Origin of the sequence: Sphingobacterium thermophilum (assembly GCF_039541675.1) — a bacterium.
GTDB lineage: Bacteria > Bacteroidota > Bacteroidia > Sphingobacteriales > Sphingobacteriaceae > Sphingobacterium > Sphingobacterium thermophilum.
In genome coordinates this window covers 76,310-90,900 of sequence record NZ_BAABGR010000004.1, presented here as the reverse complement: position 1 = coordinate 90,900, position 14,591 = coordinate 76,310, and the positions used below count along the sequence as shown (strand labels likewise).

The following is a 14,591-nucleotide window of genomic DNA, read 5'->3' as shown; positions in this document are numbered from 1 at the left end:
TAAGAAACTAAAAAGCCCTTCGTCATAAGACAGAGGGCTTTGGATTATAGCGTTCTTTTCTTACCATTAGAAAGGAGCATCGTCCGGCATGTCGTTCATGCGGGAAGGCATAGTAATACCTCCCGAACCCATAAAGTCGTCAAATGATGCTGAAGGAGACATGGCCGAACTGCCAAATCCGCCGCCGAAGGAATCATCTCCCATACCAAAATTTTCTTCCAGATCGGTAAACTTAACATATTTGCCGACAAACTTAAGAGGAACTATACCCGTTTCACCGTTACGGTGTTTAGCGATGATTACCTCACCTACACCTGCGGTAGGGCGCCCTTCTTCGTCTTCCACCAAGCCGTAGTATTCCGGTCTGTAGAGGAACAGCACCATGTCGGCGTCCTGCTCGATAGATCCCGATTCACGCAGGTCGGAAAGCATAGGTCTTTTGCTGTTTCCAGGACGAGACTCTACGGCGCGGCTCAACTGAGAAAGAGCTAGTACTGGGACGTTCAGCTCTTTGGCTACCGATTTCAATGCGCGGGAGATACTACCGATTTCCTGCTCTCGGTTACCGCCACCTTTTCCGTCGTTCTTTCCTTGCATCAACTGCAAGTAGTCGACAATAATCATCTGTATGTCGTGCTGAGCCTTCAGACGACGACATTTTGCGCGGAATTCGAAAATATTGAGTGCCGGCGTATCATCAATGATGATAGGTGCTTCTGTCAATCGACCGATACGGGAGTGAAGCTGTTGCCACTCGTGGTCTGCCAGATTTCCTTTTTTAAGTTTTTCCTGTTCGATTTCTGTTTCTCCGGCGATAAGACGGTTTACCAACTGTACGGAAGACATTTCCAGTGAGAAGATTACTACTGGGCAGTTGTGGTCTACGGCGGCATTTCGTGCTACAGACAATACGAAGGCTGTCTTACCCATGGCGGGACGAGCCGCAATGATGACCAAATCCGAAGGCTGCCATCCGGAAGTCATACGGTCCAAGGCTGTCAATCCCGAAGGAATACCGGTAAGGCCGTCAGTACGGTCACGCAGCATCTCTAAGTTAGAAATAGCTTCGCGCATGATGTCATCCATCTTGCGGGAGTCTCTACGCAGATTGTTTTGCGCAATGTCGAACAGGCTTTTTTCAGCGTGATCCAACAGGTCGAAGATATCTGAGGTCTCATCGTACGCCGCATTGATAATCTCCGTAGAAACACGGATAAGTTCACGCTGAATATACTTTTGTGAAATAATACGGGCGTGATATTCTATATTGGCAGCGGAAACAACCCGGTCCGTGAGCTGTGTGATATAGTAAGCACCACCGACCATCTCTAGGGCTCCCATCTTTCGCAACTCTGCCGTTACGGTTAGAATATCGATTGGAGAGGTTTTTTGGAACAAAGAATAAATGGCTTCAAAAATTTTCTGATGTGCCTCTTTATAGAAAGATTCAGGCTTCAAGATGTCAATAACCTCACTTAAGGCATTCTTTTCTAACATTAACGCGCCCAGCACAGCTTCTTCAAGGTCCACCGCTTGTGGTGGAAGCTTGCCAAGACCACTAACCAGATTGTTAAGACTAGTGCGTTTTTTGTTGAAATTAGCTCTGTTAAAGCTGTTAAAGTTGGTGTTTTGACCCGAAAATTCTTGCTCCATTATCCCTTTGTCTGATTTTGATTTTCAATATTACAGGACTCTTTGGTAGAGCCCTCTTAGCATTGTAAAACAAAAGTAATAAATAAGTCCATAATCTTCCTTTTTAGTTGTTCACATATCAATTTATGTAAAAAATGAATAATGCATTCTGTCCTATGATATAACGAGTTATTATTCACATCAGGTGTGGGATAAGTGTTAGTTAATTGTTAATTGCACTGATTTTCAGAGGGATAATTTTATGTGGAAAACTTCCTGTAGTGTTAATAACTTGAAATTGGTTGTTGTTTTAATCGCTTTTGAGGTTAATTTTAAGTTAGAGTTTCATTATCAATAGGTTAGCGTTTTACAGGTGAAGAAAGGCTTAAAAATTAGCTTTTTACCCTGCATAAAAAATATATACATATATTTGTCTTATGTCAAATAATGAAGCGTCAACATTAAAACCATATAAGTCGAAAGACGGAGGTAAGAAGGAGCAGGTAGCAGATATGTTCAACAACATTTCCAAGCGTTATGATTTGTTGAACAGGCTGATGACCATGCGTATCGATGTGATCTGGAGAAAGAAAGCCATTAGGCTTCTACAGTCTATAAAGCCCCAGTATATATTGGATGTAGCTACGGGTACGGGAGACTTTGCGATAGAGTCCATACAGATTCTGAAGCCTAAAAAGGTGGTAGGTGTAGACATTTCGCAGGGCATGTTGGATATTGCTAAGGAGAAAATCCAGAAAAAGGGTTTGCAGGAAGTATTTGAAGTGCAGCTTGGCGATTCCGAAAATCTGCAGTTTGCCGACAGCAGTTTTGATGCAGTGACTGTAGCGTTTGGGGTGCGGAACTTCGAAAACTTGGAGAAGGGACTTTCAGAAATACATAGGGTCCTCAAACCGGGAGGCAAGGCCATCATCTTGGAGCTTTCCAATCCAACAGCATTTCCGATCAAACAGTTTTATAACTTTTATTTCCACAAGATGGTTCCAGCTTTCGGACGTTTGATTTCCAAGGACTCTAGTGCTTACTCTTATCTACCGGAGTCGGTAGCCAAATTTCCCGATGGCGAGCGGTTCGCAGAAATTACCCGGAGGGTGGGGTTCAAATCTACAGACGTAAAACCGCAGACGTTCGGGTTCTGTACGATTTATGAAGTAGAAAAATGAAACGTATCGGATTGACAGTCATTCTCAGCTTGCTGCTGTTGATAAATGCGTCATACGCGCAGCGAAAAATATCATTTCCGTTCAGTGGGGGATATGATGAGGAGGCCGAAATCCAAATAGGAATACAATATAATTTTCTAAAGCAAGACTACCAGTTGACGTTGAAAAACAACTGGCAGGTCTTATACGGTAAGGACACAGATCCGCAGGAGCTTACCTATTTGGGAGAGATAAAGGCCGTAAGCTCTAAGAGTGGGCATGGCTTTTCTTTTGGGATTCCTGTGGATTTCAAGCTGTCTGATATCGTTTATGCTAATTTTACGCCTACGTTTGCAGTGATCAACGGATTGAGTATTCGTTATACATCGACGAATCCGGAGATTGCTCCTATAGTACGAAAGTCAAAGCAGGTAGTAGATGATCTTTATGGCGATAACTTCACGGCATTTGAATTTCCTGTAGCCCTAAAGCTTAGATCGGAAGAAAAAAAAGTTTTTAAAACTGATGTAAGATATAGAGGTTATTTGCTGGGAGGTATACGTTATTCAAGATGGGCTGGAGCTGAGAGTTATTATGCTACAGCATCCAATTCTATAGACTCACAATCAGTGTATTCACCATCTTTAGTGCTTAGGAATGACTATATAGCTTGGGAAGCAGGATTAGGGTTCGATATCTATTTTTCGTTCTTTAAAATGTCGCCGGAAATCAGATTCAGTCAAAGTGTGAACAATATCTTTGACAATAACCATTTGCTGGCAAAGGACAATAAGTTTATGAAACCCTTAGATAAAGGGTTGATTAGGAATGTTTATTTCAGTTTAATTTTTCAATGATGAAGAGAACAGTTTTAATTACGGGAGCAAGTTCAGGCATTGGAGAGGCCTGTGCACGTGTATTGGCCGGAGAGGGAAGCTACAGGCTGCTGCTGTGTGCCCGTAGGATAGAGCGTTTGGACAACCTGAAAAAAGCAATATTGACTGCATATCCTGCGACGGAGGTGTACACTTTTGAGTTGGACGTGCGTGACAGAATGCAGGTAGAATCCACGATAGAGAATCTTCCAGACGCTTGGAAAAACATCGATATATTAATCAATAATGCCGGGCTTAGCCAGGGGTTGGATCCTATACAGGATGGAGATCCGGACGACTGGGACCGTATGATAGACACCAACGTCAAAGGCTTGTTGTATGTTACCAAGGCAGTAACTCCACTGTTGAAGAAAAGTGCACATGCACATATCATTAATCTGGGCTCTATAGCCGGCAAAGAGGTATATCCCAACGGCAACGTGTATTGTGCTACCAAACATGCTGTGGACGCCCTCAATAAAGCTATGCGCATAGACTTGTTGCCTTTTGGTATCAAGGTGACGGCTATTAATCCGGGTATGGTGGAAACGGAATTTTCGGAGGTGCGCTTTAAGGGGGATAAGGAACGTGCCAAGGCCGTCTATCAGGGGCTTACCCCGCTTTGTGGAGACGATATTGCGGAAGTGATAGCTTTTGTGCTGTCAAGACCGGCACATGTCAATATCAATGATTTGTTAATAATGCCTACAGCGCAAGCTAACGGCACCATCGTAAATAGAAAATAAATTACTATGTCATTAGAACAAAAAATCAATCAGGATATTAAGGCTGCGATGCTTGCTAAAGATAACGCGCGCCTCCGTGGATTACGTGCTATAAAGGCAGCAATCCTTCTGGCGAAGACTGAAAAGGCTGCCAATGAAGAGCTTACTGAAGAAGCAGAAATCAAAGTGCTGCAGAAGTTGGTTAAGCAACGCAAAGAGTCGGGTGAAATCTATAAGGCCCAAGGACGTGATGATCTGTATCAGATAGAATTGGAAGAACAGAATGTTATTGAGGAGTATCTTCCAAAACAACTTTCGCGTGAAGAAATAGAAGAAATAGTAAAAAAGATCATTGCAGAGACCGGAGCCTCAGGAATGAAAGATATGGGTAGAGTGATGGGAGTGGCAAATGCTCAGTTGGCAGGCCGTGCTGATGGAAGAACTATTTCGGAAATTGTGAAATCTAGTCTGGCTTAAATACATGGATATTATCTGGAAAATTAAGGAATTCGAAGAACTTTCCAACTTTGAGCTCTATCAGATCCTTCAGCTTCGTATCAATGTGTTCATGCTGGAACAGGAGTGTCTCTATCCGGAGTGTGATAACAAGGATCTGAAGGGTAAGCATCTTATGGGCTATCTGAACAACCAACTGGTCGCATATGCAAGGCTTCTCCCACCGGGTGTATCTTATCCCGACGCTTCCATAGGCAGGGTGGTGGTACATCCTCAATGTCGTCATTTGAAGCTGGGAAATGCGCTTATGTCAAAGGCAATAGCTCAGGTGAGAGAAGACTTCCCCAATGAAGATATACGTATCAGCGCCCAAGCACATCTCCAAGGCTTCTACGAAAGGGTAGGCTTTGAGAGGGTGAGTGAAGAATATTTGGAAGACAACATTCCGCATGTGGAAATGCTGTTTGAAAAAGAAAAGGGACTTGATTAAAGTCCCTTTTCTTTTTCTAATTCCATAATCTCTTCAGCCAAGCTTTCCCATTCGTGTTGCATTTTTTCATATTCAGCCTTTGCGGAATTGTAGTTGCGTGTGGCTTCCTGAAGCTTTATAGCATCTGAATAGACGGAGGCATCGGTGAGCAAGGCTTCCAATGTTTTGATTTCGTTTTCTTTCTCGGCGATGCGTTGTTCCAAGGCAGTGAGCTCTTTGTTTTTCTTTTGAAGCAGCTTTTTGGTGTCTTCCGTAGGGGTAGTTTTGGTTTTTGGAACCTCTTGTTTGACGGTTTTCTTTTCCTCTTTTGCTACTGTTTTCGGTTGACGTTTGGCACTCCACTCTTCGTATTCCTGATATGTTCCCGGATATTCTTTGATCTGTTTATCTTCGATAAACCAAATTTTGTTGGCTACATGGTCCAAGAAATAACGGTCGTGCGAAACGACAATGAAGGTGCCTTCATATTGTTGTAAGGCTTGGATCAGTACGTTTACCGAAGTCATGTCCAAGTGGTTTGTAGGCTCATCTAGTACAAGGAAATTAGCATCTGCGGTGAGGGCTTTTGCCAGAGCCACTCTCGACTTTTCACCTCCAGACAGCACACGGATTTTTTTGAACACGTCGTCCCCCGAAAAGAGGAAACATCCCAAAATGGAGCGAAGCTCCGTTTCCGTATGTTTAGGAGCGAAGGACTGCAGCTCTTGCAGGATGGTGTTGTCTAGATGTAGAGCTTCCAATTGATGCTGGGCGAAAAAGGTCTGCGTCACATTATGTCCTTTGATGACCTTTCCTTCAAATTGGTTGTCTGCTTCGGCCACAATACGCAAGAGGGTAGACTTCCCCTTACCGTTAGCACCTATAAGGGCTATCTTGTCACCTTTCTCTATGACCGCTCCTGTATTCCTTAAAATCTCAATATTAGGATAGGATTTGGAGATGTTTTCCAAAGTTACGACATGACGGCCCGATGGCTTGGAAAATTTGAATCGGAAGTTTACTTCCGGGTTGTCGTCGTCTACATCATCCACGCGCTCCATACGTTCTAGTGCTTTGATGCGCGATTGCACCATCTTAGCTTTAGAAGCTTTGGCACGGAAACGTTCGATAAGGCGTTCTTCCTGTTTTATTTTTGCCTGTTGGTTTTTGTATTGGTTGGCCTGGATTTCGTTGCGCAACTCTTTTTCTTCGAGGTAGAAGCTGTAGTTACCTGCATAGAGGGTAAGCTTCCCTTTTCTTGATTCGACAATTTTGTTGACGATGCGGTCCAAGAAGTAACGATCGTGAGAAACGATAACGATGGCTCCCTCGAAGCTTTGCAGGTAGTTTTCCAACCATTTGATCGAAGGCAAGTCCATGTGGTTGGTAGGCTCGTCCAAAAGCAGAATGTCCGGATTCTGAAGGAGTATGCGAGCAAGCATCACGCGCATACGCCATCCTCCGGAGAAGGTTGCCAACGGACGTTTTTGGTCTTCGTCCGAGAAGCCTAGCCCAGCCAGAATTTCATGGGCGCGGAACTCGATATTGTAACCGTCCAACGCTTCGAACTCCATCTGTTTGTCACTAAGCTTGTTCAGGATATCGTCCGAATAGTTTGTTTCCAGTTGTTGTAGTAAATCCTCTATTTCAGTATGCAGTTGATTTTGGCGTTCGAAAGCCTCCATAGCCACATGAAGTATGCTCTTGTCGGAGTGATAGGACAGCAAGTCCTGGTTCAGGTAACCTATCTTGATGTCTTTGGCTTTGGAGATAGTACCCGAGGTAGGAGTATATTCACCTACTATAAGGCGAAGCAATGTCGATTTGCCGGCACCGTTGGCACCGATCAATCCTACCTTGTCACCCGGTTTGATATGCCAATTGGCTTCGTCATACAGTACGCGCGAGCCAATTTCAAATGTCAAGTTATTTATTGATATCATTTCGTTGCAAAAGTAGTGAATATTTCTGCTTCTTTTCTACCTTTGTAGCTCGGTAAGAGGAGTTATTATAACAAAAACCTTCATTGATATTATGTACAAACTGATAAAACCACTTTTCTTTTCGATGGCTCCGGAGAAGGCACACCATACAGTGACCAGATCCTTGCGTTCCTTGACCAAAGTGTGGGGGGTGAAGCCCTTGTTGAAATCTATTTATACCATAGAAGATCCCCGCCTGGAGCGTGAAGTGTTTGGTTTGAAATTTAAGAATCCGGTGGGGTTGGCTGCAGGTTTCGACAAAAATGCCGAATACATTGAAGAGATGTCCAATTTCGGATTTGGTTTTATCGAGATAGGTACTGTTACTCCTAGGCCGCAGCCGGGCAATGACAAGCCGCGTATGTTTCGCCTAATTCCGGATGAAGCTTTAATCAACCGAATGGGATTCAACAACCAAGGTGCAGATGTTGCTGCCGGACGCCTTAAACACCTGAAAAACCGTAATGGCCTCATCATCGGCGGTAATATTGGTAAAAACAAGGTGACGCCGAATGAAGAAGCCGTGAACGATTATATTTATTGTTTTAACGCGTTGTACGATTACGTGGATTATTTTGTGGTGAATGTCAGTTCACCTAATACACCAGGCCTTCGTGATTTGCAGGAAAAGGAGCCTTTGATGCACATCCTAAACACCTTGCAGGGGCTCAACTCCCAAAAAGAGGTGCCTAAACCTATCCTGCTTAAAATAGCTCCTGATCTTACGGACTCACAACTCGACGATATCGTTGAGATAGTTACTCAAACAAAAATTGCGGGGCTTATCGCTACCAATACGACCATTTCCAGAGAAGGACTGCAGTCCGATTCGAATTTAGTCAAAGAGACAGGAGGGGTCAGCGGGAAGCCTCTTACAAAGCGATCTACCGAAGTAATCCGATATGTGCATGAGAAATCTAATGGTGCTTTTCCTATCATCGGGGTGGGGGGAATACACTCTGCTGCCGACGCCTTAGAAAAGCTAAAAGCCGGAGCTTCTTTGGTGCAGATTTATACCGGTTTTATTTACGAAGGTCCGGGATTAATAAGGGATATATGTAAAGGAATTCTTAATTGCAAATAAAGACAGTCCGGCATGCCGGACTTTTTTTGCTGACATTATGGCAAAAACCTTTTAAACCATATGATGTTTTCATAGTCTGAACAGTAGAAAGTTAGTAAAAGGGCTGTTAAAAATTGTTAACAGCATCTGCCAAAAAGTTGTTTGGCACATCAATTGAAATACAGTAATTGCTTTCATAATTTAGGTTATAATTGGTTAGTTAGTTAGAAATCCTTCAATCTCCCCGGTTGAGGGATTTTCTTTTAATATTATTTAACAATAAAAAATTGGTAATCGAGAATTTAATATTTAATTTTCACTTATCAAATACATTACATTATGATAAACATGAAAAGAATAGTGCCCATAACGATATTGCTTGGTGGTCTGATGGTGACAGGCTGTGTAAGCAAAAAACAGTATGCTGCTCTGGATGCACAGTATAAAGATTTGGGGCAGTTGTACCACAAAACGCAGATGGAGTTGACAGAAAGTAGGGCCAAGGTGAAAAGCCTAGAGGATATGTTGGATTATGAGCGTAAAAACAATGCGGCGTTGAAGGAAGCCTATGCAAAGCTACAAGCTTCTCTGGATAAGAGTATTGCCCAAAACTCACAAGGCAATGTTAACATCTCCAAGCTTGTGGATGAAATCAACGCTTCCAACCGATATATCCAGCATTTGGTTAACACTAAAAATAAGTCAGATTCATTGAATATGGTGTTGACAAACAGGCTTACCCGTTCATTGAGTCGTGAAGAGATGAAAGATGTGGATGTGCAGGTGTTGAAAGGAGTGGTCTATATTTCGCTGTCCGACAATATGCTATACAAGTCGGGTAGCTACGAAATTTCCGAAAGAGCAGGCGAAACATTAAGCAAGATAGCCAAAATCATTCAAGATTATAAAGATTATGAAGTGTTGGTAGAAGGAAATACGGATACTGATCCTATCTCAAAGCCTAATATCCGAAACAACTGGGACTTGTCGGTTTTGAGGGCTTCGTCGGTTGTTCAGGCTCTGCAAAACGATTACGGAGTAGATCCTAAACGTCTGACTGCTGGAGGTCGTGGCGAATACAATCCTATTGCAGACAATAGTACCGCCTCAGGAAAAGCACGCAACCGCCGAACTCAGATTATCATCACACCTAAGTTGGATCAATTTATGGAGTTGATCGATAAAGCGCCGGAGACAGAACAGCATTCGGTAGATTTTTAGATGTTAAAAAATAAAGAGTTAAGGTCCTTGGCATAGATGTCAAGGGCTTTTTGTTTTAATTTGGCACGATTGTTCGTATCAAAAGGTATGCTGAAGTTTCGACAAATCTCTCGTATAGTAGGAGGGCTTTCATTAGCTTTTTTGGTAGGCTGTCATTCCATTTATATGCCCAATGCACCTGCCACACCTATGCTCCGTGAAGCCGGAGAAGTATATGTGGGAGGGCATTTTAATGCGCAGGGCAATATTTCGGGAAATTTGGCCTTGGCACTGACGGATAATGTAGGGCTTGTCGCCAATGCATCCACCGTCAATACTGGAGCAAATAATAATGATTATTTCCGTCAGTGGCTCGCAGAGGGAGGCATAGGATATTTTACACGGATAGGAAAAGACCAAAGACAGGTTTTCGAAGTATATATGGGGTATGGTATAGGCAATACCAAAGATTTCAAGCAACGTGCTTCCGTGATGGGGTATGATCTGGTGGAGGCAAGAGAAATGGACTTCGACAAGATCTTTGTTCAGTTTAACTATTCTTCCACCCGAAAAAAGAAAATAAATATCTTCGGAGATAGGAAGGAATTAAACTATGGCACTGCAATTCGTCTAAGTAGAGTAGGGATGCAGAAGTTTGCTGTAGATGGTGTATCTGTGACAGGGGAGGAAAATTTTTTTATAGAACCTCTGTTTTTTACGCGGATGCAGCTTGTGAACGGCCTGCAATTGCAGTACACCAACGGATTTAATATAGGGTTGAACAAAAATGAATATCTGAAAGCCGGAAATTCGGTGTTTACGTTAGGATTAGTTTATACATTTGGAAAAAAATAATATATGAAGCGATTATTACTATCAGTAGCGGTATTGCTGGTTTTGATGTTAAGTGGTTGTGCGTTGAACCAACGAGCACAGGTGGAAGCTTTAAGCAAATTTAATTACGATGTCACTTCCGTGCAAAATATGCGTATTGCGGGACGAGAGATAAGCTCTTTCGAAGCCGATGGGGGAATATCTTTGAGCAGCTTGCCTGGCTTGGCGGTAGCTTTACTTACCAAAGATCTTCCATTGGAAGCTACAGTAAACTTGCAGATGACGAACCCGACGACTACTACAACAAAAATCAACGAGTTTAAATATTTGATTGAAATCGGTGGTAAACCGCTTTTCGAGGGGGCAGTCAATGAAAATATCAATCTGGCGCAAGGACAAAGTATGATAGTTCCGTTGACCTTTAGAGCTAATCTTTTCGGAGTAGCGCAAGAGCAAGGCGTCGAAAAACTGTTAAGCGACCTCTTCACCCGCAAAAGTAATGCACTGCTGGCTCTGAAAATTAAACCTTCGGTAAGAATAGGAAACAAAAACTTTTTCTATCCGGGATATATCACGGTAGACAAAGATTTCGGAAAATCTCTTTCCAAATCGGTAAGTAAAGGTTTAGAAAAACTTCAATAAGGTAAGGACAACGAAAGTTGTCCTTTTTTTATAATCCGAAAATCATTTTTGCTGTATTCTTTTCTAATAAAATTTTGATTATCCTGCTTTGTGCTCTTACTTTGTGATGTCCATTCTCTTCCAAGTCTATGGATGTCTAAAATTGAAGATTTAAACAAAACCGATAATGTCAAATTTTATACTCATCTTCCTCTGCCTGACCTTGGGTTATGTTTTTCGTTCGCTGAAACTGATTAAGAAGGGAGGACATTTAGCTATAAACACTTGGGTAATTTATGTAGGCTTGCCTGCCGTGGCACTTAAGTATATTCCTGCCATAGAATGGAGTTTGGATTATCTATATACGGCAATACTTCCCTTTTTGTCTTTTGCTATTTCTTTTGCTGTGTGTTCATTGTTGAACCGCTGGCAGCATTTTTCCAAAAGGACTTTATATACGATGATAATCGCAGGAGGGTTATGCAATACCTCCTTCATAGGTTTTCCGCTGGTGAGCAGTTACTATGGAGAAGAGTACCTGAAGGTAGCGATTGTGAGCGATCAGGTTACTTTTTTTCTGCTTTCTTTATTTGGGGTGTTATTGGCTTCTAGTACCAAAAACATCTTCTCGACATCAAAAGAAAAATATACTTATATCGTTAAGAGAATTATCACCTTTCCTCCTTTAATAGCTTGTATTGTAGCGCTAATTTTTCATGCATATTTAAACCATCCTGTTTTGCACGACCTCTTTTCCAGTTTGGCGGCAACGGTAAGCCCTATGGCTTTATTTTCCATTGGTATACAGCTGAACTTCAAAAGAATATCGCATGAACTTAATGCGCTATATACGGGGTTGTTTGTGAAGCTGTTGGTTGCTCCGACAGCATGTTTGCTATTGGTTTATCTCTTAGGGCTTCATGGCAATTTCTTTCGCGTGTCGGTATTTGAGATGACCATGCCTTGTCTGGTGGCTTCCAGTATCGTGATAGAAAAATTTGGCCTTAATGTTAAATTCGCTAACACCTTGATAGGAGTAAGCATCGTAGTAGGAATTTTGCTTTCATTTGCTTGGTATAGTGTAATAAATACACTTTTGTAATTTAGTTGTTACCTTATAGCATTTTTATTTTTATAATTGGATTAATAGCTTATCTTAGAGTTAATTTTGTTTAGCTATCAACCAATTATAGAGATAAATGAAGGCATACCCGATTCTTTTTTATTTTTTTGCAGCATCCATCAGTTTTACATATGTCAGTGCTCAGCATATTTCCAAAAAAGATCAATCCAAGGCCTCTGATATTTCTTTCGAAAAATATGTTCAGTATATAGAAGGTACGCCTTTAAGTTTCAGTATGGAAGCGATACCGGGTGGTTCCTTTCTTATGGGGGATAATCATTCGCAAAAGGGGGATGAAGCTCCTGCACATGAGGTAGAGTTAGATCCTTTTTGGATGAGTACCTATGAAATCACGTGGGATTTGTTTCAGGCCTTTCTCTATAAAGATTACGAAAAATCCAAACAGGAAGAAGGGCAGGTTCCGGTAGAAGTGGATGCGGTGACCAGACCTACTAAGCCTTATCTAGATATGACTTTCGGCTTCGGCAAAGAGGGATATCCTGCTTTGGCGATGACCCATTATAATGCTATTCAGTTTTGCAAATGGCTGTATGTGCGCACGGGGGTATTTTACAGGCTGCCAACAGAAGCGGAATGGGAATATGCTTGTCGTGCCGGTTCTACGACGGCCTACCATTTTGGAGACGACGCCAAACAGCTGGACGAATATGCTTGGTATGCGGGCAACAGTGGACAAAAGACGCATCCTGTTGGACAGAAAAAGCCCAATGCTTTCGGACTTTATGATATGATTGGCAATGTAGCGGAATGGACTTATGATCAATATCACGCCGATTTTTACAAGCAGTTTGCAGGCAAGAAAGCTAAGAATCCTGTGGCAGAGCCTACGGAGCTTTATCCTCATGTGGTAAGAGGAGGCTCGTTTCGTAGTGATGCAAAAGAGCTGCGTTCGGCTGCCCGATCTTTTTCCGATCCGGAGTGGAAACAGCTGGATCCGCAGGTTCCCAAGTCAAACTGGTGGTTCCCAGAAGCTCCTTTTGTCGGCTTGAGAATCGTACGGCCTTTGGTTCCGCCGTCGCCAGAGGAGATTAAGGCTTATTACGACAAAGAACCTATTGAAGATTTCTAACATCAACGCAATAATAACCTATAAACCTAAAATTATATTTTTCTATGGAATCATGTAATAGAAGAGAATTTATTAAGGCTTCTTCGGTGCTGACGGGAACGGCAGCATTGTCGACCTCCAATATTTCTTCTGTTTTTGCGGGAGGAAGTGATGTCATCAGGATCGCTTTGGTGGGGTGTGGCGGCAGAGGGACGGGAGCTGCTTCTGATGCATTGCAGTCCGGCCAGAACGTGAAGCTTGTCGCTTTGGCTGACGTGTTTCAAGATAATCTGGATAAAGCCTATACCAACCTGTCTAAAAAATTTGGCGACAAGGTAGATGTTCCTGAATCCCGTAGATATGTAGGCTTTGATGCTTATAAACACGCTATTAAGGATGCCGATGTGGTATTGCTTGTCACGCCTCCGGGCTTCCGCCCAATACATTTTGAAGAGGCAGTAAAACAAGGCAAGCACGTCTTCATGGAAAAATCCGTAGCTGTAGATGTTCCGGGGGTTCGTCGTGTGTTGGAAGCCGGAAAGATTGCTGAGCAGAAAAAGCTGAACGTCGTGGTGGGCTTACAACGTCGCTATCAATATAACTACCGTGAGGGAATAAAAAGGGTGCACGAAGGAGCCATAGGCGATATCGTGGCAGGACAGGTGTTTTGGAACAGTGGAGGGGTGTGGGTACGGCCACGTAAACCGGGACAGACCGAGATGGAATATCAGATGCGCAACTGGTATTACTTCAACTGGCTTTGCGGTGATCATATCGTAGAGCAGCATGTCCATAATATTGATGTGGCAAACTGGATAAAAGGTAAATATCCGGTGTCGATACAGGGAGTAGGGTCCCGAGCTCACCGTGTGGGTAAAGACTATGGAGAGATTTACGACAATTTTTCCGTGGAACTTACATACGATGATGGCTCAGTAATCAACAGTCAGTGCTGTCATTTTGAAGGTTCCTTCAATAGGGTCGATGAGACTTTCCAAGGTACGAAAGGACGTATCTATCTTTCGGCGGGAGGACAGGCTATCTTGTGGGACCATAAAGGTCGCGAAATCTATAGACACGATCCACAGGGTAATCCTAACCCTTATCGCCAGGAGCATGTGGAACTATTTGAGGCAATAGCCAAAGGAGAATATAAGTTTAACAATACGGAATACGGGGCTTACAGTTCGCTGACAGGAATTATAGGGCGGGCAGCTTGCTACACCGGTAAGGTTATCAAGTGGGAAGAAGCATTGAAGTCGAATGTGGATCTGCTGCCGGAAAAATTCGATTGGAATGCTAATCCTAAAGTCATGCCTGATGAAAATGGCATGTATGCCGCTCCGATTCCAGGTGTTAACACGGATAAACATATATAATGT

General features: G+C 42.8%; 14 protein-coding genes. 12 read left to right on the top strand and 2 right to left on the bottom strand.

Features of this window, described 5'->3' with window-relative positions; genetic code table 11:
* Positions 1-66: 66 nt before the first annotated feature.
* Positions 67-1,653, bottom strand: a complete 1,587-nt coding sequence (dnaB, locus tag ABD873_RS01795) for a replicative DNA helicase (protein WP_345063845.1) — start codon at positions 1,651-1,653, stop codon at positions 67-69.
* A gap of 416 nt (positions 1,654-2,069) precedes the next feature.
* On the opposite strand from dnaB, the gene ubiE reads away from it, so the two are divergent.
* From ubiE to ABD873_RS01770, 5 genes are read left to right on the top strand one after another with little or no spacing between them, the layout of a single operon-like run.
* Positions 2,070-2,813, top strand: a complete 744-nt coding sequence (ubiE, locus tag ABD873_RS01790; protein ID WP_345063843.1) for a bifunctional demethylmenaquinone methyltransferase/2-methoxy-6-polyprenyl-1,4-benzoquinol methylase UbiE — start codon at positions 2,070-2,072, stop codon at positions 2,811-2,813.
* Positions 2,810-3,649 (top strand): porin family protein, encoded by an 840-nt coding sequence (locus ABD873_RS01785; protein WP_345063841.1) that lies wholly within the window; start codon positions 2,810-2,812, stop codon positions 3,647-3,649. The genes ubiE and ABD873_RS01785 overlap by 4 nt, the downstream gene beginning before the upstream one ends.
* Positions 3,649-4,413 (top strand): SDR family oxidoreductase, encoded by a 765-nt coding sequence (locus ABD873_RS01780; protein ID WP_345063986.1) that lies wholly within the window; start codon positions 3,649-3,651, stop codon positions 4,411-4,413. Before ABD873_RS01785 ends, ABD873_RS01780 begins: the two co-directional genes overlap by 1 nt.
* Positions 4,414-4,419: 6 nt before the next feature.
* Positions 4,420-4,869 carry a GatB/YqeY domain-containing protein gene (locus ABD873_RS01775; RefSeq protein WP_039052974.1) on the top strand — a complete coding sequence of 150 codons (450 nt, stop codon included), beginning with the start codon at positions 4,420-4,422 and terminating at the stop codon, positions 4,867-4,869.
* 4 nt (positions 4,870-4,873) lie between these two features.
* Positions 4,874-5,338 carry a GNAT family N-acetyltransferase gene (locus ABD873_RS01770; protein WP_345063836.1) on the top strand — a complete coding sequence of 155 codons (465 nt, stop codon included), beginning with the start codon at positions 4,874-4,876 and terminating at the stop codon, positions 5,336-5,338.
* Here ABD873_RS01770 and ABD873_RS01765 read toward each other — a convergent pair.
* A complete protein-coding gene (locus tag ABD873_RS01765) occupies positions 5,335-7,260 on the bottom strand; it encodes an ABC-F family ATP-binding cassette domain-containing protein (protein ID WP_345063833.1) in 1,926 nt (641 codons plus the stop codon). The two genes, ABD873_RS01770 and ABD873_RS01765, sit on opposite strands and share 4 nt — an antisense overlap.
* A 91-nt stretch (positions 7,261-7,351) precedes the next feature.
* Between ABD873_RS01765 and ABD873_RS01760 the strand changes: the two genes are divergently transcribed.
* The 7 genes from ABD873_RS01760 (at position 7,352) to ABD873_RS01730 (ending at position 14,588) form a co-directional block, all read left to right on the top strand.
* Positions 7,352-8,383, top strand: a complete 1,032-nt coding sequence (locus ABD873_RS01760; RefSeq protein ID WP_345063830.1) for a quinone-dependent dihydroorotate dehydrogenase — start codon at positions 7,352-7,354, stop codon at positions 8,381-8,383.
* 318 nt (positions 8,384-8,701) lie between these two features.
* Complete coding sequence (locus tag ABD873_RS01755; RefSeq protein ID WP_410528228.1) at positions 8,702-9,583, top strand: OmpA/MotB family protein; 882 nt, start codon at positions 8,702-8,704, stop codon at positions 9,581-9,583.
* Positions 9,584-9,670: 87 nt separating this feature from the next.
* Complete coding sequence (locus tag ABD873_RS01750) at positions 9,671-10,417, top strand: hypothetical protein (RefSeq protein WP_345063823.1); 747 nt, start codon at positions 9,671-9,673, stop codon at positions 10,415-10,417.
* Between the two features lie 3 nt (positions 10,418-10,420).
* Positions 10,421-11,038: a hypothetical protein gene (locus ABD873_RS01745; RefSeq protein ID WP_052258572.1), complete on the top strand. Its 618-nt coding sequence runs from the start codon at positions 10,421-10,423 to the stop codon at positions 11,036-11,038.
* A 166-nt stretch (positions 11,039-11,204) separates the two neighbouring features.
* Positions 11,205-12,119, top strand: coding sequence for an AEC family transporter (locus ABD873_RS01740; protein WP_345063819.1), 915 nt, complete (start codon positions 11,205-11,207; stop codon positions 12,117-12,119).
* Positions 12,120-12,216: 97 nt separating this feature from the next.
* Complete coding sequence (locus ABD873_RS01735) at positions 12,217-13,230, top strand: formylglycine-generating enzyme family protein (RefSeq protein ID WP_345063815.1); 1,014 nt, start codon at positions 12,217-12,219, stop codon at positions 13,228-13,230.
* 44 nt (positions 13,231-13,274) lie between these two features.
* On the top strand, positions 13,275-14,588 hold the full coding sequence (locus ABD873_RS01730; RefSeq protein WP_345063812.1) for a Gfo/Idh/MocA family protein: 1,314 nt from the start codon (positions 13,275-13,277) through the stop codon (positions 14,586-14,588).
* Positions 14,589-14,591: the final 3 nt, after the last annotated feature.

What these genes read in the sequence shown, in the direction of transcription:
- ABD873_RS01765 (WP_345063833.1), bottom strand. Translation starts at nt 7,260, where the DNA reads ATGATATCAATAAATAACTTGACATTTGAAATTGGCTCGCGCGTACTG.
- ABD873_RS01775 (WP_039052974.1), top strand. Translation starts at nt 4,420, where the DNA reads ATGTCATTAGAACAAAAAATCAATCAGGATATTAAGGCTGCGATGCTT.
- ABD873_RS01755 (WP_410528228.1), top strand. Translation starts at nt 8,702, where the DNA reads ATGATAAACATGAAAAGAATAGTGCCCATAACGATATTGCTTGGTGGT.
- ubiE (WP_345063843.1), top strand. Translation starts at nt 2,070, where the DNA reads ATGTCAAATAATGAAGCGTCAACATTAAAACCATATAAGTCGAAAGAC.
- ABD873_RS01735 (WP_345063815.1), top strand. Translation starts at nt 12,217, where the DNA reads ATGAAGGCATACCCGATTCTTTTTTATTTTTTTGCAGCATCCATCAGT.
- ABD873_RS01760 (WP_345063830.1), top strand. Translation starts at nt 7,352, where the DNA reads ATGTACAAACTGATAAAACCACTTTTCTTTTCGATGGCTCCGGAGAAG.
- ABD873_RS01770 (WP_345063836.1), top strand. Translation starts at nt 4,874, where the DNA reads ATGGATATTATCTGGAAAATTAAGGAATTCGAAGAACTTTCCAACTTT.
- ABD873_RS01730 (WP_345063812.1), top strand. Translation starts at nt 13,275, where the DNA reads ATGGAATCATGTAATAGAAGAGAATTTATTAAGGCTTCTTCGGTGCTG.
- ABD873_RS01745 (WP_052258572.1), top strand. Translation starts at nt 10,421, where the DNA reads ATGAAGCGATTATTACTATCAGTAGCGGTATTGCTGGTTTTGATGTTA.
- ABD873_RS01750 (WP_345063823.1), top strand. Translation starts at nt 9,671, where the DNA reads ATGCTGAAGTTTCGACAAATCTCTCGTATAGTAGGAGGGCTTTCATTA.
- ABD873_RS01785 (WP_345063841.1), top strand. Translation starts at nt 2,810, where the DNA reads ATGAAACGTATCGGATTGACAGTCATTCTCAGCTTGCTGCTGTTGATA.
- dnaB (WP_345063845.1), bottom strand. Translation starts at nt 1,653, where the DNA reads ATGGAGCAAGAATTTTCGGGTCAAAACACCAACTTTAACAGCTTTAAC.
- ABD873_RS01780 (WP_345063986.1), top strand. Translation starts at nt 3,649, where the DNA reads ATGAAGAGAACAGTTTTAATTACGGGAGCAAGTTCAGGCATTGGAGAG.
- ABD873_RS01740 (WP_345063819.1), top strand. Translation starts at nt 11,205, where the DNA reads ATGTCAAATTTTATACTCATCTTCCTCTGCCTGACCTTGGGTTATGTT.